Source organism: Paraburkholderia mimosarum LMG 23256 = NBRC 106338, assembly GCF_000739815.1.
Lineage (GTDB): Bacteria > Pseudomonadota > Gammaproteobacteria > Burkholderiales > Burkholderiaceae > Paraburkholderia > Paraburkholderia mimosarum.
The window spans coordinates 20,445-39,114 of the sequence record NZ_BBJJ01000049.1 but is presented as its reverse complement, the minus strand read 5'-3'; the positions used below and the strand labels follow the sequence as shown (position 1 = coordinate 39,114).

The following is an 18,670-nucleotide window of genomic DNA, read 5'->3' as shown; positions in this document are numbered from 1 at the left end:
CCGCTGCAGAACCTGTACGTGCGCGAGCCGGTCGCGCTGGCGGGCTGGACCGTGTTGCGGGAGAACACGAATTACCGCAGCCCGCGCGATATTCTCGCGTTCCTGCGCGACGTTGCCGGACCGACTGTACCGGCCATCGCGCAGCTCGCGGCGGGCAGTCCGTTCGACGGGTCAGAAGTGACGGTGGCGAGCTGGGACGACCGCGAAACTGGCGCCGAGCCCGGCGTGATCCTCGCGACCAAGCGCGCCATTACGCAGGCGCTGTCGCTCGGCTTTCGCAAGCAGGACATCGTCGTGCTTTCGTATCGCGGGCGCGAGCATTCGCGTTTCTCGACGCTCGACGAGCTGGGCCCGCACCGGCTGCGCAGCTTCACCGGCGAGTACGACCTGTTCGGCAATCCGCAGTACCGCGAGGGCGACGTGCTGCTCGATTCCATCTATCGGTTCAAGGGGCAGTCCGCGCCCTGCGTCATCCTCACCGAGGTGGATTTCGAGGCGTTCGACGAGCGCGCCGCGCGCAAGCTCTTCGTCGGCGCGACGCGCGCGGCCATGAAGCTCATCGTGGTGGCGTCGCCGCGTGCAGCCCGCTTCATCGAGGGCCGGCGCGGCGGCGTGTGAGCGCCGTCAGCTCCAGGCCGAGGCGCCGATCAGCGTGCCCGTGCGCGCGTGGGCGTTCCACCAGATCACGCGCAGAAGCGGCGCGCTCTGGGCGATCAGGATGGCCTGCACCGGATCGCTCTCGATGAAATGCGTGACGCCGCAGCGAATCGCCGCCGCCGCCTTGTGAGCGGCCGCGCCCGCGGCCGTTTCGTCGTGCTCGGGCGTGCGCATGATGAGTTCGAGATGCCCGAAACCGTGGCGTTCGAGCCAGGCGAGCGTGCGCTCGCGGTCCATTTCCGGGCGGCCCGTGATGATCGCGCGCGCCCGCTGGATGTCGATGCCAGGCAGGCGCTCGAACGGCACCAGCTCGTCGCGCTCGGCGAGCGCGGCGGCGAGGTCTTCGTCGTAGCGTGCGAGCGGAAGATCGGGGAGCAGCACACCGTCCAGATCGATGGCGTAGACGGCGTACTCGTGGTCGTCGGCCATGCGCGTGCCTTCGCCGTTGCCCTCGCTGATCCAGTCGGCGCGATAGCGGTCGGTGTAGGCCTGGCGCTCCCACGGGAAGAGCGTGAAATAGCCGCTCGCATCGATCGAATAATCGGGGCGCAAACGGCTGAGGTCGTCATAGGCGCCGGTCAGCGTGCGCACGACGAGGCCGTGTTCGCTGAGGAAGGCGATGCAGTCGATCAGCGTATTGCCTCGGCCCGCGATGTCCTCGCACAGCAGCACTTTCGCGCCCGGCTCGGGCAGTGGCATCGTGGAGTCCCAGCGCACTTCGCGCGTGGCGCGGTCGTAGCGCAGGAACGCGACGCCCGCGCCCGTTGCGTGCGAAACCATCAGCGCGAGCGGGGCGCCGCCGCGCAGAATGCCGACGACGACGGCGAATTCTTCGGCGACCAGCGCCGGCTGCAGCGACTCGACCCAGTGATCGAGCTGTTCGTAAGTGAGCGGAACGACAGGTTTATCCATGGGCTGAAATGGGAGGCAACGTGGCGCGTATCTGGCCAGTGAGCGGCAAATGGGCGGCAATTGCGTTGGAAAATGCGCAACACGGGTGCAACACGCATCCGAAAGCCGCGTAGGGCAAGAAGACGCCTGGTGTCAGTGCAAGGATTGACGATATTATGCCTATGCTCGCCGGCTGCTGCTGGCCGACCGGGTGGAGCAAGCGGAAACAAGCAGAAAAAAGAAAGAAGCGGCGCAGCGCCGCCACACCACACACGAAAACGACGCGATTCATCGCGCGAAAGGGCTCGGGCAACATGCAGTATTTCAAGGTATGGCCAGGCTGGCGGCGCTGGGCCGCCGTGGCGGCGTTCGTCTTCGCGGGCGCGGCGCCGCCGTTCGCTCAGCCGGCATTTGCGGCAGACCCTGCGACTTCGCTCTCGCTCGACGTGGACGGCGAAGTCCGCGTGACCAACAATGCCGCCCATACGGCATATCACTTCAGCGAGGCGCAACTGCTTGCGCTGCCCGCGCATTCGATCACGACGACCACTACGTGGACGCCGCGCTCGACCTTTACCGGTCCGCTGCTCTCGGATGTGCTCAAGGCGGTCGGCGCGTACGGCAGCCAGATCGAGATCCACACGCTCGACGATTACACTTGCGTCGTGCCCGTGGCCGACGCCGATCGCTACGGTGTGGTGGTCGCCTACGCGATGAACGGTCAGCGCCTGAAGGTGAGCAACTTCGGTCCGCTGTTCCTGATCTATCCGCGCGACCAGTATCCGCTCGAGCTAGACGGTGCGGCCGGCGACTCGAAATTCGCGTGGCAGATCAAGTCGATGACGATCAAGCAGTGAGTAGCCGGGGTCTGGTTTACACACATATGCAACGTCCAATGCGACGCCTGTTGCAGGCGGTGATCTGGATGGCGGCGCTTGCGCCGCCGGTGGTGGCGGTCGGCTATCTGCTCTATGCGAACCTGCTCAATCCGCAGGTCGTGCAGCGCATCACCAGCAATTACGACGGTCTGTACTGGGACGCCGCGCAGCTTCAGATCGCCTATGCGCGCTTCGAGAGCCAGCTCCTCATGTTCGCCGACGGCATCGACCGCGATCTGGACAAGGTACGGCTACGCTACGAAGTGCTGCAGTCGAAGCTCAACGTGATGAAGGGCTCGACGCAATCGCTCGATGCCGCGCACGGCTTGAGGAAGCGCCAGGAAGCCGATCTGGCCATTCTCGATGCGGCGATCTCGCCGTTCGAGGCCGAAATCGCGACGCTCGCGGACAACCCGGAGCGCGCGGTGCCCATGCTCATGGCACTCGACCTGCACTGGACCCAGGTCACCGATCTGGCGCTGAACCGGCGCTTCGCCGACGTCACCGAGCGCGAGGCGATCCGGCATGACTTCATTACGAAACGCCGCGAGCTGTTCGCGTCGGGGCTCGTGCTGCTCCTGCTTGCGGCGGCGGCGGGCGTGCTGCTCGTGATGAACGGCTACCGGCGCACGCGCCTGCTGCACCAGCAGCGCGCCGCGCTCGAAGCCGAGCACCAGGCGAGCCGCGCCGCGCGCGAGGCGAGCATGGCGAAGGACGCCTTCCTCGGCATGATCAGCCACGAGCTGCGCACACCGCTGCACGCGATCGTTTCGTCGATCGAGCTGCTCGGCTTCAACTCGCATTCCGACGCCGACCGCAAGGTGATCCAGCGCCTCGAAATCGCCGCTCGTCAGCTGGAAGCGCAGATGAAGGACCTCACCGACTACGCGCGCCTCGGCGCGGGCAAGCTCGAACTGCGTCAGGAGGAGTTCGAGCCGCGCGAGCTGCTGCAGTCGATCGTCGACGAGAACGAGCAGGCGGCGCGCTCGCGCGGGCTCGAATTCGAGCATGGGTGGGCGGGGCCGGAGCGACCCGTGGTGGCCGATCCGCACCGCATTCGCCAGATCGCCAACAACCTCGTCACGAACGCGATTCGCTACACCGAGCGGGGCAAGGTGCGGCTCGAATTCTGGCTGCAGGCGCGGGAGCGGGGCGCGCGGACGTCGCCGGGCAGGGATGACGCGCGAAGGCCGGCTGGCGACGACATGCTCGTCATCGTCGTCGGCGACACGGGGCCGGGCGTGGCCACGGAGCAGATACCGCTCATCTTCAAGGAGTTCACGCAGCTCGACACCTCGCGTTCGCGGCGCTACGAGGGGGCGGGGATGGGGCTCGCGATCGTGCGCGGCCTCGTCGAGCTGTTCGGCGGCACGATCGAGACGCAAAGCCAGGTGGGCAAGGGCACCACCTTCACCGTGCGCATTCCCGTGACGGCCGTCGAGCCGCCCGCGCTCGCTGTCGTGGCCGAAGCGGCGCTGCCGGCCCATTCGCCGCCGCGGGTGCTCATCGTCGACGACAACCCGCTCGTGCGCGATTCGCTCTGCGAGATGGTTGCGCACATGGGCTACAGCCCGCTCGCGGCGGGCGACGCCGACACCGCGCTCGCGCTGCTCCACGACGAGGCGTGCGATGTCGTGCTGCTCGATTTGCACATGCCGGGCCGCGACGGCTACGACTTCGTGGCCGGGCTCGACGCGGCGCGGGGCATGCACGCGCAACCGCGCGTGATCGCGGTGAGCGCCGATGTGGCGGGGCTCACGGCGCTTCCTGATGACACGCCGGGCAGCGAGCCTGCGCCGTTCTTCGACCGGCTCACGAAACCGGTGCACTACGAGGTGTTGCGCGCGGCGTTGCAACGCGCGCTGGCGGCACCTCGCGCGGCGGCCTGAGGCGGCGCCGGTCCGAAGCGGCGTCGGCCCGAAGCGTTTGACGGGGCCGGGCCGAACCGGGCGCCGTTAGCCGCGATTGAGCCGCTTCGAAAGGTCCGCTACGAGAATCGCCATGCGCGCCGGCTTTTCGTAGCACGCCACGTTGTAGTGGCGCACGACCTGGCTGATCTCCGATTCACTGGCCTTGCCGGTCAGCAGCTCGCCGGTGAGCACGAAGATGGGCGCATCGGGGTTCTCGGAGGCGCGCACGCTGCGGATCGCTTCGGCGGCGGTCTGGCTGCCGAACAGCCAGTCGATCACGACGCCGTCGAACACGTTGTTTTCCAGCGCCTCGTTGAATGCTGCGAGACCGTAGAGCGCGAGCGCCGCGTAGCCGCTGTGCTCCAGGTAGTCGCGCAGGTTGTCCGCCGAGGACCGGTCGTCGTCCACCACCGCGATGAGCGGCTTGTCGGACTCGGCGCGGCGCGGATAGATCTCGATTTTGTGGACTTCGCGCGCGTTGTGGTACAGCGCGCCGTCAGGACGCACGACGCGCCACTGGCCCTGTTTTTCGTAGGCAACGAAGTCCGGGCGGCTGCCGGCCTCGACCGGCGCGCCGATCCACGCGGTGCACGGCAGTTCGGCCGCGCTCACGCAGAGTATCGCCTCCTGCGCGCTCGCGCCGACCATGCCGGGGTCGAGCAACTGCGCGCCAAAGAGCTGGCCAGCGGGTTCGCCGAACGCTTCGGCTACCTTCTTGATCTGGGCGAGCGTCCACGGGCTGTTGCCGCGCAGCTTGCGGTGCCCTTGCGAAAAACTCAGGTCAAGAATCCGGCACAGCTCGGTCGTTTGCTGACGCTTGCCGATGCCATGACGGCTCATCAGTTCGCGTACGCGCTCCGCGACCGAGGCCGAGTCGGTTGTTTGTGCGACGTTCGACATACCGCTTCAGGAGGGGATTCGTGGATTCAGTTTCTGATTCATCATGCCGCCGCGCCGTGAGGCCTGTGTGACGGGACCTCACACGGTCTCGCGCGGGGAGCACGATATTCTAAACGCATCAATTGCCAGTCACTGCTATTTTAGCCAATCCTAATCCGGCTCCGAAAAGCGGCGATGCAAGCGAAAGTTCGCCGCCAGAAGTTCGCCGCCGATGACACCCGGGGCTTTCGCGGCTCGCGGCGTTGCAGGTACGGCGCGAGCCTGCGAAGATGCACGATTCTGTACGCCGGGCGCCGGCGCGCGGGCATCAACCTTACAACGACGAGGGGTATCGCTTGGACGACGGGCACCGCGGGCACACCGGTCGCAATGGCGGGACGTGGCGGCATCGAGCCGTGCCGTATTACAGCCAGTGGGGGCGCGCCGAGTGGGTGGCGCCCATCGTCGAGCGCGGCGCCGACCCGTGCGACGACCCGGGCTGGCGGATGAGCGGCTTCGCGCACGCCGACGACTATCGGTTCTGGGCCAAGCGTCTGTGCGGCCTGACCTGCTTCGAATCGGCGCTCGATTATTGGGGTATTGCGCACGCGCCGCGCGCGCAACTGCTCGAGGAGGCGCTGCGCCACGGCGTGTACCGCGTGCGCGACGATGGCGGCGTGGACGGCCTGATCTACCGGCCGTTCGCCGCGTGGGTGCAGGCCGCGTTCGGCGTGCGCGTGGAGGTGATGACCGACGAGGGCATCGAGGCGAGCGCCGCGCGCCTCGATGCGGATACGCTCGCGATCGTCTCCGTGAGCCCCGAGATCCGCTACCCCGAGCGGCCCAATGTCAGCCAGGGCGGCCACCTGATCCTGCTGCACGGCCGCGGCGACGGCGGCGTGTGGTTTCACAATCCATCGGGCATCGCCCCGTATCAGGCTGACGCCTGGCTGCCTTATGAAACCGTCGCGCGGTTTCATGCGCGGCGGGGCATGGCGCTCACCCGGCCGCGCTGAGGCGCCACGTTCAGGCCGGCGCCGGCTGCAGGCCGCCCAGCAACTGCCGCACACGTGACAGATCGCGATTGATCGCGCCCGCGTCCTCGAACAGCTCCGCGAGCCAGTCCACGAACACGCGCACGCGGGGCGACACCTGGCGCGACTTCACGTACGCCACCGAAACCGGTGTGGGCAGCGGCTTCCATTGCGGCAGCACCTCGCGCAGCGCGCCGCTGTCCAGGTACGGCTGCGCGGCGAGCAGCGGCGGCTGGATCAGCCCGTAGCCCTGCAGGCCGCAGGTGAGGTAGGCGAACTCGTCGGAGACATGGACGAAGCCATCCACCTTCACCTTGGTCGGGCTGCCGTCCACTTCGAAGTCGAACTCGAACGGGCGGCCCGTGAGCGGCGAGAGAAAGTTGACGACCGGAGTCCGCGCGAGGTCGTCGAGCGTCTGCGGCGCGTCGTGCCGCGCGAGCCAGGCGGGGCTCGCGCAGGTCACGTGCTCCAGCACGCCAAGGCGCCGCGCCGCGAGCCCGGAGTCGGGCAGCTCGCCGAGCTGGATGCTGCAATCCACGCCTTCGCCGACGAGATCGACGTTGCGCAGGCTCACGCCGATCACGAGGTCGATCTGCGGGTAGCGCGCGTGGAAGTCGTCGAGCGCGGGCAGCACGATCGCGTTCGCGATCAGGCCAGGCATCTCCACGCGCAGGCGGCCGCCGATCGCGCCGGGCGACTGGCGCACGCTCGCTTCGGCATCGTCGATGTCGGCGAGGATTTGCGCGGCGCGCTCGTAATAGGCGGCGCCTTCGGGCGTCAGCGAAAGGCGCCGGGTCGTGCGCACGAGCAACTGCGTGCCGAGCAGCGATTCGAGGTTTTGCATCAGCGTGGTTGCGCTGGCGCGGGGCATATCGAGTGACTGCGCGGCTTTGGTGAAACTGTTGGTGTCGACGATGCGGATAAACGTGCGCATCGCCTGGATGCGGTCGATCACGGGCTAGCTCCTGAGAATGGGCTTGAGGCTTGAACGAAATCCGCGTTGCTGCTGAAAAAGGGTGAGCCGCGTAGCGCTGCTGCGCGGTGCCGGCGTCTCGCGGAAAGCGACGCGCGGCGGTCAAACGGCGAGGACGATCAGGTGGCGGCGCGCGCGGGCGCCGGCTCGACTACGGGAGGCCAAAAAAGGGAGGCCTCGAAGCGGAAGGGCTGGCGGGCCATCCCGAATGGACGGCCCGGCGGGGCAGGGTGTTACGTCAGGGTGCGCAGCGCTTGTTACTTGCGCAGCGAATCGAGGTCGATCACGAAGCGGTACTTCACATCGCTCTTGAGCATGCGCTCGTACGCGTTGTTGATGTCCTGCATCCTGATCAATTCGATATCCGAAGTAATGCCATGCTTGCCGCAGAAGTCCAGCATTTCCTGGGTTTCTGCAATGCCGCCGATCAGCGAGCCCGCGAGACGCCGGCGCTTCATGATGAGGTTGAACACTTGCGGCGACGGGTGATCGTGCTCGGGCGCGCCCACCAGTGTCATCGTGCCGTCACGGCGCAGCAGCGCGAGGAACGGGTTGAGGTCGTGCTGGGCGGCCACCGTGTTGACGATCAGGTCGAAGCTGTTGGCGTGCTTCGCCATTTGCTCCGGGTCCTTCGAGATCACGACTTCGTCGGCGCCGAGCCGCTTGCCGTCCTCGATCTTCGAAGGCGACGTGGTGAACAGCACGACGTGCGCGCCCATGGCATGCGCGATCTTCACGCCCATGTGGCCGAGCCCGCCGAGGCCCACGATGCCGACCTTCTTGCCGGGGCCCGCGCCCCACGTGCGCAGCGGCGAATACGTGGTGATGCCCGCGCACAGGAGCGGCGCGGCCGCGGCGGCGTCGAGGTTCTCGGGCACACGCAGCACGAACGCTTCGTCCACCACGAGCTGCGTGGAATAGCCGCCGTAGGTCACGTCGCCGCTCACGCGGTCGTTGCCGTTGTAGGTGCCGACCCAGCCGTTCTCGCAATACTGTTCGAGGCCTTCGGCGCAGCTCGGGCAGGTGCGGCACGAGTCGACGAGACAGCCCACGCCGACCAGCTGGCCCACCTTGTACTGCGTGACGCCCTTGCCGACCTCGGCCACGCGGCCGACGATCTCGTGGCCCGGCACGACCGGGTACATCGTGTTGTGCCATTCGTCGCGCGCCTGGTGCAGGTCGGAATGGCATACGCCGCAGAACAGCACGTCGATGCGAACGTCGAGTTCGCGCAGGTCGCGGCGCTGGAATTCGAACGGGGCGAGCGGCGAGGCGGCGTCGCGGGCGGCATATCCGTAGGTCGGGTACATGTTGGCTCCTGTGTCGATGCGAAGTCGGGCTTTAGCCCTTACTCCAGTCCCATGCCGTGGTGGTCGGTGCAGCGCTTTGCATGGGGGTTGCGGCAGGGTTCCCATCGTAAGGATCGAGGCCCACCCAGGGAATACCTGAAGCTATCGAAGACTTGCCTGATTCTCCTGGCGCGAAGCAAAACTGCGGGTTCGGTGATAGATTGGCAAGCCTGTTTCTCTGCCTGACCGACTCTTTTGGGGCACAACCGATATGGGCTACGTCAAAACCCTCGCCGCGGCGGCCATCGCGCCGGCGGCCGCCACGCAGGCGCGCACGGTCGACCTGCTCATGCAACTCACGCAGCGCGACGGCGTGCACGCCACGGGAGTCGAAGGCGTTCGGCTCTATCGCGGCAGCAAGAGCCACCCGCGCCAGCCGGTGATGTACGAACCGAGCATCTTCATCGTTTGCCAGGGGCGCAAGCGCGGCTTTCTCGGCGATCAGATCTTCATCTACGACGCGCAGCAGTATCTCGTCCTTTCCGTGCCGATGCCGTTCGAATGCGAGACCGAGGCGAGCCCCGAGAAGCCGATTCTCGCGATCTCGATCCGCGTCGATCTTACGACCGTCGCCGAGCTGCTCATGGCGCTCGACGATCCGCGCCGCCCCGTGTCCGAGCCCTCGGGCATCTACGCCACGCCGCTCGACGCGACGCTCTCGAACGCCGTTCTGCGCCTGCTCGAGGCGCTAGCGCAGCCTCACGAGGCGCGCATTCTCGGGCCTTCGATCGTGCGCGAAATCTGCTATCGCGTGCTCATGGGCGAGCAGGGCGATGCGATTCGCGCGGCGCTCACGCATCAGCATCACTTCGGGCGCATCGCGAAGGCGCTGCGGCGCATTCACGCCGACTACCGCGACGACCTCGACGTCGAGACGCTCGCGTCCGAGGCGGGCATGAGCCTCGCCGTCTTTCACGCGCACTTCAAGGCCGTCACGTCGACCTCGCCGATGCAGTATGTGAAGACCACGCGCCTGCATCACGCGCGCCTGCTGATCACGCACGACGGCCTGACCGTGAGCGCGGCGGCCACGCGCGTGGGGTATGAAAGCGCGTCGCAGTTCAGCCGCGAGTTCAAGCGCCTGTTCGGCATGACGCCCGCCAACCAGATGCGAATCGTGCGCGACGCGGCGGCGGCCGCTGCGGCGCCACGCGTGGAAGTCCTGCCGCCGCGCTACGTGACGGCCGTGTGACGCTGCGTTGTGCCCGCGTTGTGCCCGTTGCATGCGCGGTATTCCATCGATTCGATACCGACATTGGGCCGTGACACCGGCGCGGGGATCTCAAAGGCTCAACAATGAAAACGCTGATCGGCGCGCTGCAAGAGCGCGCGGCCCACGTGGTGAACCGCTTCTATGAAGAGTTGGGCCGCCTGCCCAAGTCCCGCCGCATTCTCGAAATGCTCTCGGACGCGGAACTCGCGCATCTGAAGTCTCGGCAAATTCAGAATCTCCTTGCGCTCGCCGATTTCGGCCTGACCGCGCGCGAGCACGAGGAAATGGCGCAGCGTATCGGCCGTATCCACGCCATCGTCGGGCTCGACAAGGAAGAGCTCGTACGCAGCCGCGGCATTCTCCACGAAGTGCTTTACGCGGAAGTGGGCCGCTCCGTGAGTGCGCAGCAGCTCTCGCTCTACGCGCGGCGCCTCACGTCCGACCTCGCGTGGCAACTCAAGGCCTACCAGGACGTGCAGGATTCGCAGCAGGAGGCGCTGTTGCGCATCACGCGTCTCGTTTGGGAAGCGGGCAGCTATACGAATTTCATCGACCAGGTGATCGCCACGCTGGCGGCTCACGAGGAAGTGGCCGCCTGCACGATCGGCCGGCCCGACGAAGCGGGCATTTTTCATTTCGAGGCCGGTGCGGGCGGCAAGACCGAAAGCGGCATGCTCGACGTGCTCGCCGCGCACGATCACGAAGTCAGCGTGCGCGCCGATCACCCCCAGGGGCAAGGCGCCATTGGCCGCGCGTGGCGCAGCGGCAAGGCCGAGCGCGTGGTCAACTACCAGACCGACCCGCTCGTCGTGGCGTGGCGCGATCTCGCGGCGCGCGAAGGCGTGCGCTCTTCAGTGGCGATTCCGCTCGCTGCGCCGGGACAGGCGCCACTCGCCGTGCTCAGTTTGTATAGCGCGTTTCCGGGCGGCTTCGTCGGGCCCGATCAGGTGGCGTTCGTCGATCTGCTGCAAACGCTGCTCGGCTGCGCCACGATGCGTATCCGGACCCACGACGGCATGAGCGCCGCCGTGCCGATAAACGTGCGCCAGCATTGGGCGGCGCTCGTGCGCACCGGCGCGCTGGAAATGCACTATCAGCCGCTGCTCAGCCTGGCAACGGGGACGGCCAGCAAGGTGGAGGCGCTGGCACGCCTGCGCGACGGTGAGCGGCTGCTGCTGCCGGACGAATTTCTCCCGGCGCTCTCCTCCGACGACCTGCTGGCCCTCTTCGCGCGCGGCCTCGACGAGGCGCTCGCCGACCGTGCGCGCTGGCATGCCGAAGGCCGCGATCTGGAAGTGTCGATCAACCTGCCGCCGGCGGCGCTGAACGATATCCGCTATTACGAGTCCACCCGGGCCGCGCTGGCGAGGCACCGTTGCCCCGCCGTGCGGCTCACGCTGGAAGTTCTGGAGAACGAAGCGCTTTCGCTGAGCCAGGGTCAGAGCGCCATTCTCGCGAAGTTCCGCGAGCTGGGCGTGCTGCTCGCGCAGGACGATCTCGGCGCGGGACACAGCGGCCTCACGCGCCTGCGCGAAGTGCCGTTCGACTGGATCAAGCTCGACCGCGAGATGGTGAAGGTGAGTGGCGACGATCAATTGAATACGCTGCGCGTGATCTATCAGTTGACGCGTCTTGGCCATTCGCTGGGCCGGCTCGTGCTTGCCGAAGGCATTGACACGCTCGACCTCCTCAATGCGCTCACGATTCTCGGGGTGGACGGCGCGCAGGGTTACGGCATCGCAAAGCCGATGGAAGCCGCGCGCCTCGTCGAATGGCTGGACCGCACGCCGGCCTTCGTCGCGACGGCGGTTGCCGAAGACGGTGCGGGAAACGAAAGTCTGCTCGCGCGGCTCGCCCGCTTCGTGGTCTGGGAAGAGCGCATGCTCATGATTGCCGCCGTGCCCGAAGCGGGGCAAGCGTTGCTGCAAGCGCTGACTCGCGATACCGGCAGCGTGCCGCTCGCGCAATCGCTTACCGGCTTCGGCACCATCCTGCCTGCGGGACCGCAACGCGACGCGTTGCATCGTCAAGTGGTCGGTGCGCTGCTTACCCACGGCCCCCACAGCGAAGCTTGGCGTGTCGCGCTGAACGGCCTGATAGCGGCGATCGCGGCTACTGCGTAGACGCGGGCGGCTGGCCGCCTTCGCGCGATTGGCGTCGTGCGAAACGCTATGGAGTCGCCACTATTTCGGATTCCTTCACGATGCCGGATTCGAGAAGGCGTTGCTGGGTGGCGGCGTCGATGCCGAGTGCGTCCATCACGGCGCGCGTGTCGGCGCCGAGCGCAGGCGGACACTTGCGATAAGTCGGCGGTGTGCGCGAGAGCTTCACCGGCGCGCCCGTGCCGCGATAGCCTTCCATCTCGACGATCATGCGGCGGTGCCGCGTGTGCGGATGCGCGGCCACGGCGTCGACGGTCTGCACCGGCCCGCACGGCACACCGGCGTTGATCAGGTCGCGCGCGAGCGGCTCGCACTCGTGCGCGACGAGCCGTGCTTCGAGCGCGGCCTTGAGCTCCGGGCGATGCGCGCAGCGGCTGCGATTGTCGGCGAAGCGGGGGTCGTCGGCGAGATCGGGTATGCCCAGGTGCGCACAGAGCCTGGCGAACTGGCGGTCGTTGCCCACCGCGAGGAAGATGGGGGCGCTGCCGGTCGCGTAGCTGTCGTAGGGCGCGATGTTCGGGTGCGCGTTGCCGCTGCGCTGGGGCGTGCGGCCGTTGCCGAAATAGTTCGGCAGATGCGGGTGCAGGAGCGACACGCCGCAATCGTAGAGCGCGATGTCCACCGACTGCCCGAGCCCGCTCTTTTCGCGTTCGGCCAGCGCGAGCAGAATGCCGGCGAGTGCGTTCAGGCCCGTGACCATGTCGACGATGGGCAAGCCGATGCGAAGCGCGGGGCCATCGCGCTCGCCGTTCACGCTCATGAGCCCGGCCATGGCCTGGATGACGGCGTCGTAGCCGGGCAGCCCGCCTAGCGGGCCGTCCGCGCCGAAGCCGGAGATCGCGCAGTGAATCAGGCGTGGAAAGCGCGGGCGCAAGTCGCGCTGGTAGTCCATGCCCCAGCGCGCGAGCGTTCCCGGCTTGAAGTTTTCGACGAGCACGTCCGCGCCTTCGAGCAATTGCCAGAGGATCTCGCGGCCTTCCTCGTGCGCGAGATCGACGGCGATGCCCTGCTTGTTCCGGTTCACGCCCACGTAGTACGAGGCGGTATCGCCCACGAAGGGCGGCCCCCAACCGCGCGTTTCGTCGCCGCCGGGCGGTTCGAGCTTGATGACGTCGGCGCCGTGGTCGGCGAGCGCCTGGGTGCAGTACGGGCCGCCCAGCACGCGGCTCAGGTCGATGACGCGCAGGCCGTGCAACGCGCCGTTGACAATGGTTGATCTGGATTCCTCTGGAATGTTCATGGCGTGCAACCTCACTGCGCGGGCATCAGTTGCATGGCCTGATCCAGGGGAAGCACGTGCTCTTCCACGAGGGCGCGCAGCGTTGTGGCGTTTTCGTCGCGCTCGTCGAGCGCGAGCGGGTCGCGCGGCAGCAGCTTGTGGCGCACGAGCAGATGCGCGAGCGCGAGGCGTCGATAATCGGCCGCGCTGCGCGAAACCTGCGCCGCTTCGCAGGCCATGAAGGCTGCCGTGGTGGCGTGATAGAGCGCGCTCGCGGCCTGGCGCACCGACTCGTCGCGGCCGCATTCGGCCACGCTCATGAGCGCCGCGCCCGAGCGGTCGAACATGCGGCGCAGGAGTGCTGCGCTCGTCGCGTGCAGGCCGCTTTCGGTCAGAGCTTCATGCACGTACTGCGTCAGCGCTTCGAGCGCGCCCTCGCGCTTCGCCGCGCGCGCCACGTCGAGCGCGACGATATTGCTCGTGCCTTCCCAGATCGAGCCCAGGTGCGCGTCGCGTACGAGGCGCGGGTCGCTCCATTCCTCGATATAGCCCACGCCGCCGCGCACTTCCATCGCGTCGCCGGTCACGCGGCGCGCGTCGCGGCAGGCGCGGAACTTGATGAGCGGCGTGAGGATGCGCACGCATTTCGCCGCGCGTTCGTCACCGTGGTCGGCTCGTGCGAGCAGTGTGGCGATGCGCATGAACATCGAGCGCGCCTGCTCGGCGGGCAGCATCATCTTGAGCAGTTGGCGCTGCATCAACGGCATGTCGATGAGCTTGCGGCCGAACGCCTCGCGGTTGCGCGCCACGTGCAGCGCTTCGGTCACGGCACGGCGCATGAGGCCCGCCGCGCGCACGCCGTTCGAGAGACGCGACATATTGATCATGTCCGCCATCTGATGAAAGCCTCGGCCCACTTCGCCGATCAGCCAGGCCTGCGCGCCTTCCAGCACGATCTCGCCGCTTGCCATCGAGCGGCTGCCGAGCTTGTCCTTGAGACGCACGATGCGATAGCTGTTGCGCGTGCCGTCGGGCAGTTTCTTCGGCAGCAGGAAGAGGGCGAGGCCCTTGATGCCGGGCGGCGCGTCGTCGGGGCGCGCGAGCACCATCGCGAGATCTGCGTCGGCATTCGAGCAGAACCACTTGTCGCCGTAAAGGCGCCATACGTCCTCGCCATTCGCGCCGCGCTCGCGCGTGGCGCGTGTGGCAATGCGCGCCACGTCCGAGCCCGCGGCCTGCTCCGTCATGAACATCGCGCCCTGGTACAGCGTGTCGAAGTCCTGCGAGGCGAGCATCGGCAGATAGCGCGCGATGAGTTCGGGCGAGCCGAAGCGGCGCAGCGTGCGCGTGAGCGAGTCGGTCATGCTGACCGGGCAGCACAGGCCGAACTCGGCCTGCACGAACAGGTAGGTGAGCGCGTATTTGACGAGCGGCGCGGGCGCGTTCGCGCGATGGCTCATGGCCGCGAGGCCGAGTTCCGCATAGGCGACGCGTTCGAGCGCCACGTAGTCGGGATGCTTGTCGATGCGCTGGATCGCTTCGCCGCTGCGCGTGCGCTGTTCGAGCGTGGGCGGGTGCTTGTCGGCCGCTAGCGCAAGCGTGTCGAGTTCGTCGGATGCGCGCTGGCCTAGCGAGACGAGTTGCGTCTCGATCGCGCGGAATGCGGCGTCGCCGAGATAGCTGCGCAAAAGAGGCGCGAAGCCGGGGTCGCTCGTGTAGAAGTTGATGCCGCGGCTATCGGGAATGTTCGCCGCGCCGCTGGCGGGGCTCGCGTACGTGGCGTTTCTAGCTGGCGTGGCGAAGGCGGGGCGATCGTTCATCGTGTGCTGTCTCCGTTTTGTGCTCTGCGATTCGGCGTAGCTTAGGCACGGCATCGATAACGGTCCAATACAAAGGATGTCATGTACGATAAGGGCCATCTATTGATCAAAACGCCCGGGGAATCGCCATGGAACTCAAACAACTGCGCTATTTCGTGGCCGTGGCCGAGGAACTGCACTTCGGCCGCGCGGCGCGTCGGCTGTTCATCTCGCAGCCGGCGCTCAGCTTCGATATTCGCAAGTTCGAGGAACAGCTAGGCGTGCAACTGCTCGAGCGCACCAACAAGGCGGTGGCGCTGACCAACGCGGGCAACGTGTTGCTCGAAGAGGCGCGGCGGCTGCTGGAGCAGGCCGACGAAGTGCGGCGCATCGCGGCGCGTTCCGCGCACGGGCTGGCGGGGCGGCTGCGCATCGGTTTCGTCAATTCGATGCTCTATCGCGGGCTGCCCGAGGCGGTGCGGCGTTTCGAGGCCGATCATCCAGCGGTGGAAGTCGTGCTGCGGGAGATGAACACGGCGGAGCAGGTGCAGGCGCTGCAGCGTTTGCAGATCGATCTCGGCTTTGCGCACTGGGGGCGCTTTCCGGCCGAGACGCAATCAGAGGTGCTGTTTTCGGAGCCGTTCCTCTGCTGTCTGCCGGTTGCGCATCGGCTCGCACGCCAGCGCCGCATCGAGCTCGCGACGCTCGCGCTCGACCCGTTCATCCTGTTTCCGCGTTCGGTGTCGCCGCACTATCACGACCAGATCATCGCGACCTGCGTGGAGGCGGGGTTCAGCCCGCAGATCCGCCACGAAGCAAGGCTCTGGCAAACCGTCGTGACGATGGTGGAGTTCGGCATGGGCATCGCGCTGGTGCCGGCTGCGCTGGGGGCCACGGGCAGCGGGCGCGTGGTGTTTCGGCCATTGTCCAGCAATCCTTACGAATCGCAGGTGCTCCGGCTCGTGCGCGCCGGCGAGGCGAATGCGCTGGCTCAGGGATTTGCGACGTACCTCAGGGCGGGCAAGGAGAGCAGGGCGGCTGGCACGCCGCCCCGCAAGTGAGCGCCAAACCTCAGCCGCACGTCCCGATCTCTCCGCACGCCGTGCAGAAGTCGCAGCCGTCCTTGCGGATCACGGCATTCGCCCCGCACGAGCCGCATTTGCGCCCGAGCATCGCATGAGGCATGGCATGGTGCGAGTCGGCGGGCAGCGCGTTGTCGCGTTCCAGCACCTGATCGCCGGAACGTTCCGCCGGTGGCGCTCGGTCCACGTCCGCTTGCGCTTGCCCAGATCCGGTCAACGCGCCGCTGCGCAGTTGCGCGAGCAGACGTGACGGCACCTGGCGCCCTTCGGCATCGAGAAAGCCGCGCCGGTGCAGGATCTGCTGGATCGCGTAGGCGATGGCCGCGACTTCGGAGTCGTGCCAAAGCGGGATGCGCCGGCCGTCGAGGCGCTGCGTTTCGCCGTAGCGCACCTGGCCGCGATCCCATGACACCTTGCGCAAGTCCTGCAGATTGCGCGCAACGAAACCGCCGCGCGCCGCCAGTGAGAGCGAACGCATCGTCGCCGTGATCCATTGCTGCGATTCGTCGCGCTGGCCCACGGGAATGAAGAATTCGATAGGCCGCTCGATCGTCACGGCTTCGCCGCCGACGTGGCCGGTCACCTCCAGGAACGAGACCGCCACGTAGAGCGAGACCTTGCCGGTCTGGGTGATGTACTCGATCTTTTCGATCACGGCGGGCAATTCGCCCTTTGGCCGATGATCGATCGCCACGCGCAGCGGGTCCAGCAGCAGATCGCCGAGCGCATCGTCGGCAGGCGCCGCGGCTTGCGGCGGCAGCGTTTGCAGAACCGCGCCGAGCGTCTCGTTCGGCCGGTAGGTCGCGAGTCCCTTCAGGCCGCGCCGCCATGCGTCGAGATAGAGGTTTTCGAAGTCCTCGAAAGGATAGTCGGCAGGGACGTTGACGGTCTTCGAGATCGACGTGTCGACATAGGGCTGCACGGCCGCCATCATCGCCACGTGGTCCTGCGCGCTCATTTCCAGCGCGCTCACGAAGTACCCGGGCAGTGCGTTCACGTCGCCGCCCAGCTCGCGGTACACGCGCCACGCGTGGTCCTCGACGTTGAAGGTCTCGCGGCTGCCGTCTGCCATGCGGCGCGTGCGCTGATAGGTCCACGAGAACGCGGGTTCGATGCCGTTCGAGACGTTGTCGGCGAACGCGAGGCTCACCGTGCCCGTGGGCGCGATGGAGAGCAGATGGCTGTTGCGGATGCCATGCGCGCGGATCTCGCCCTTGAGATCGTCGGGCAGGCGCGAGGCGAAGGTGCCGGCTTCGAGATAGGTATTGGCGTCGAAGAGGGCAAACGCGCCGCGCTCGCGCGCGAGTTCGACCGAAGCGTGGTAGGCGGCGTCGCGCATCGTGCGTCCCACGCGTGCGCCGAATGCACAGCCTTGCTCGGAGTTATAGCGGATGCCGAGCATCACGAGCGTGTCGCCGAGCCCCGTGAAGCCCACGCCGATGCGCCGCTTGGCCGCCGCTTCCGCCTGCTGCTCGGGCAGCGGCCAGAGCGTGGCGTCGAGCACGTCGTCGAGAAAGCGCACCTGGGTGCGCGTGCGTTCGGCGAGTGCGTCCCAGTCGAAATCGGTGTCTTTGTATTCGCCGCGGCCGCGCAGTTGCGCGAACGGCTCGATCACGAAGCGCGTGAGGTCGAGCGGCCCGAGGTTGCAGCACCCGTAGGCGGGCAGCGGCTGCTCGCCGCACGGGTTGGTCGCGCGGATCGCTTCCTGCGCGCGCAGGTTGTTGTCCTCGTTCATGCGCGAGATGAACACCACGCCCGGTTCGGCGACGTCGTAGGTCGAGCGCATGATCGCGTCCCACAGCGCGCGGGCGCGTAGTTCGGCGTAGACCCAGTTGCCGTCGTCGCGCCGGTGCAGGTCGCCCGAGGCGCGCAGCGCGGGCGAGGGCTCGGCGCGATGCACGAGTTGCCAGGGCGCATCGTTTTCCACGGCGTGCATGAACGCGTCGGTGACCGCCACCGAGACGTTGAAGTTGTTCCAGCGCCCCTTCGAATGCTTGGCCTCGATGAACTCGGGCAGGTCGGGGTGATCGCAGTCGAGCACGGCCATTTGCGCGCCGCGCCGCGAGCCTGCGCTTTCCACGGTGCGGCACGAGGCGTCGAACACGTCGATATAGCTGCACGGCCCCGATGCGCTCGATCCCGTCGACTTCACGAGCGCGCCGCGCGGCCGGATCGCCGAGAAGTTGTAGCCCACGCCGCCGCCGCGCCGCATGGTTTCGGCGGCCTGCAGCAGCGCGACGTAGATGCCGGGGCGGCCCTCGTCGTCCACGCCCTGGATGCTGTCGCCCACCGGCTGCACGAAGCAGTTGATCAACGTGGCTTCGATGCCGGCGCCCGCCGCGCTCATGATCCGTCCCGCGCCGAGCGCGCCGTGGCGCAGGTTGTCGACGAAACGCGCCTCGACCTCGGCGCGCAGCTCCGGTGGCTCGACCTGGGCGACGCCGCGTGCGACACGGCGATAGATGTCGTCGGCGGTTTGCTCGTCGCCTTTGGCGTACTTCTCGAGCATCACGTCGAGCGAGAACTGCTGTGGAGGAAACGGAAGCGGGGGCGTGTCTTCTGCCATGGCCGGGCCTCGCATAGCGCCGCGCGCGGGCGGCGGTTGAAGGACGATTCAAGGGTGG

Annotated in this window: 14 protein-coding genes; 7 read left to right on the top strand and 7 right to left on the bottom strand. The window is 67.3% G+C overall.

Annotated elements, in window-relative coordinates:
• Positions 1–618, top strand: a 618-nt coding sequence (locus BMI01S_RS26780) for an ATP-binding domain-containing protein (protein WP_042291040.1), incomplete at its 5' end; no start/stop codon positions are given.
• Between the two features lie 6 nt (positions 619–624).
• On the opposite strand, the gene BMI01S_RS26775 is transcribed toward BMI01S_RS26780, so the two are convergent.
• Positions 625–1,569, bottom strand: coding sequence for a phosphoribosyltransferase (locus tag BMI01S_RS26775; RefSeq protein ID WP_028214510.1), 945 nt, complete (start codon positions 1,567–1,569; stop codon positions 625–627).
• 293 nt (positions 1,570–1,862) lie between these two features.
• On the opposite strand from BMI01S_RS26775, the gene BMI01S_RS26770 reads away from it, so the two are divergent.
• Together BMI01S_RS26770 and BMI01S_RS26765 are read left to right on the top strand one after the other, a co-directional pair.
• Positions 1,863–2,405: a putative pterin-binding protein gene (locus BMI01S_RS26770; RefSeq protein WP_028214511.1), complete on the top strand. Its 543-nt coding sequence runs from the start codon at positions 1,863–1,865 to the stop codon at positions 2,403–2,405.
• 38 nt (positions 2,406–2,443) lie between these two features.
• Positions 2,444–4,315, top strand: coding sequence for an ATP-binding response regulator (locus BMI01S_RS26765; protein ID WP_244145365.1), 1,872 nt, complete (start codon positions 2,444–2,446; stop codon positions 4,313–4,315).
• 66 nt (positions 4,316–4,381) lie between these two features.
• On the opposite strand, the gene BMI01S_RS26760 is transcribed toward BMI01S_RS26765, so the two are convergent.
• Complete coding sequence (locus tag BMI01S_RS26760; protein ID WP_028214513.1) at positions 4,382–5,236, bottom strand: helix-turn-helix domain-containing protein; 855 nt, start codon at positions 5,234–5,236, stop codon at positions 4,382–4,384.
• Between the two features lie 335 nt (positions 5,237–5,571).
• Between BMI01S_RS26760 and BMI01S_RS26755 the strand changes: the two genes are divergently transcribed.
• On the top strand, positions 5,572–6,231 hold the full coding sequence (locus BMI01S_RS26755; protein WP_042291036.1) for a C39 family peptidase: 660 nt from the start codon (positions 5,572–5,574) through the stop codon (positions 6,229–6,231).
• Between the two features lie 10 nt (positions 6,232–6,241).
• Here the strand turns inward: BMI01S_RS26755 and BMI01S_RS26750 are convergent, their stop codons facing one another.
• Together BMI01S_RS26750 and BMI01S_RS26745 are read right to left on the bottom strand one after the other, a co-directional pair.
• A complete protein-coding gene (locus tag BMI01S_RS26750; RefSeq protein WP_028214515.1) occupies positions 6,242–7,204 on the bottom strand; it encodes a LysR family transcriptional regulator in 963 nt (320 codons plus the stop codon).
• Positions 7,205–7,479: 275 nt separating this feature from the next.
• Positions 7,480–8,532, bottom strand: a complete 1,053-nt coding sequence (locus tag BMI01S_RS26745) for an NAD(P)-dependent alcohol dehydrogenase (RefSeq protein ID WP_028232019.1) — start codon at positions 8,530–8,532, stop codon at positions 7,480–7,482.
• A gap of 250 nt (positions 8,533–8,782) precedes the next feature.
• Here BMI01S_RS26745 and BMI01S_RS26740 point away from each other — a divergent pair, with 250 nt between their 5' ends.
• Entirely contained in the window at positions 8,783–9,763 is a 981-nt protein-coding gene (locus tag BMI01S_RS26740) for an AraC family transcriptional regulator (RefSeq protein WP_028232018.1), read from the top strand.
• Positions 9,764–9,867: 104 nt separating this feature from the next.
• Positions 9,868–11,907, top strand: coding sequence for an EAL domain-containing protein (locus tag BMI01S_RS26735; protein ID WP_051381496.1), 2,040 nt, complete (start codon positions 9,868–9,870; stop codon positions 11,905–11,907).
• 46 nt (positions 11,908–11,953) lie between these two features.
• Here BMI01S_RS26735 and BMI01S_RS26730 read toward each other — a convergent pair whose 3' ends face one another.
• Both BMI01S_RS26730 and BMI01S_RS26725 read right to left on the bottom strand, forming a co-directional pair.
• Positions 11,954–13,186 (bottom strand): CaiB/BaiF CoA transferase family protein, encoded by a 1,233-nt coding sequence (locus BMI01S_RS26730; protein ID WP_042291032.1) that lies wholly within the window; start codon positions 13,184–13,186, stop codon positions 11,954–11,956.
• A gap of 11 nt (positions 13,187–13,197) precedes the next feature.
• A complete protein-coding gene (locus tag BMI01S_RS26725) occupies positions 13,198–14,985 on the bottom strand; it encodes an acyl-CoA dehydrogenase family protein (protein ID WP_042291030.1) in 1,788 nt (595 codons plus the stop codon).
• Between the two features lie 128 nt (positions 14,986–15,113).
• Here BMI01S_RS26725 and BMI01S_RS26720 point away from each other — a divergent pair, with 128 nt between their 5' ends.
• Positions 15,114–16,025 (top strand): LysR family transcriptional regulator, encoded by a 912-nt coding sequence (locus BMI01S_RS26720; protein ID WP_028214519.1) that lies wholly within the window; start codon positions 15,114–15,116, stop codon positions 16,023–16,025.
• A gap of 10 nt (positions 16,026–16,035) precedes the next feature.
• On the opposite strand, the gene BMI01S_RS26715 is transcribed toward BMI01S_RS26720, so the two are convergent.
• Positions 16,036–18,627: an adenosylcobalamin-dependent ribonucleoside-diphosphate reductase gene (locus tag BMI01S_RS26715; protein ID WP_036020823.1), complete on the bottom strand. Its 2,592-nt coding sequence runs from the start codon at positions 18,625–18,627 to the stop codon at positions 16,036–16,038.
• Positions 18,628–18,670 lie beyond the last annotated feature (43 nt).

Excerpts from the sequence above, each read along its gene's own strand:
- BMI01S_RS26775 (WP_028214510.1), bottom strand. The coding sequence starts at position 1,569 with ATGGATAAACCTGTCGTTCCGCTCACTTACGAACAGCTCGATCACTGG.
- BMI01S_RS26770 (WP_028214511.1), top strand. The coding sequence starts at position 1,863 with ATGCAGTATTTCAAGGTATGGCCAGGCTGGCGGCGCTGGGCCGCCGTG.
- BMI01S_RS26765 (WP_244145365.1), top strand. The coding sequence starts at position 2,444 with ATGCGACGCCTGTTGCAGGCGGTGATCTGGATGGCGGCGCTTGCGCCG.
- BMI01S_RS26760 (WP_028214513.1), bottom strand. The coding sequence starts at position 5,236 with ATGTCGAACGTCGCACAAACAACCGACTCGGCCTCGGTCGCGGAGCGC.
- BMI01S_RS26745 (WP_028232019.1), bottom strand. The coding sequence starts at position 8,532 with ATGTACCCGACCTACGGATATGCCGCCCGCGACGCCGCCTCGCCGCTC.
- BMI01S_RS26740 (WP_028232018.1), top strand. The coding sequence starts at position 8,783 with ATGGGCTACGTCAAAACCCTCGCCGCGGCGGCCATCGCGCCGGCGGCC.
- BMI01S_RS26735 (WP_051381496.1), top strand. The coding sequence starts at position 9,868 with ATGAAAACGCTGATCGGCGCGCTGCAAGAGCGCGCGGCCCACGTGGTG.
- BMI01S_RS26730 (WP_042291032.1), bottom strand. The coding sequence starts at position 13,186 with ATGAACATTCCAGAGGAATCCAGATCAACCATTGTCAACGGCGCGTTG.
- BMI01S_RS26725 (WP_042291030.1), bottom strand. The coding sequence starts at position 14,985 with ATGAACGATCGCCCCGCCTTCGCCACGCCAGCTAGAAACGCCACGTAC.
- BMI01S_RS26720 (WP_028214519.1), top strand. The coding sequence starts at position 15,114 with ATGGAACTCAAACAACTGCGCTATTTCGTGGCCGTGGCCGAGGAACTG.
- BMI01S_RS26715 (WP_036020823.1), bottom strand. The coding sequence starts at position 18,627 with ATGCGAGGCCCGGCCATGGCAGAAGACACGCCCCCGCTTCCGTTTCCT.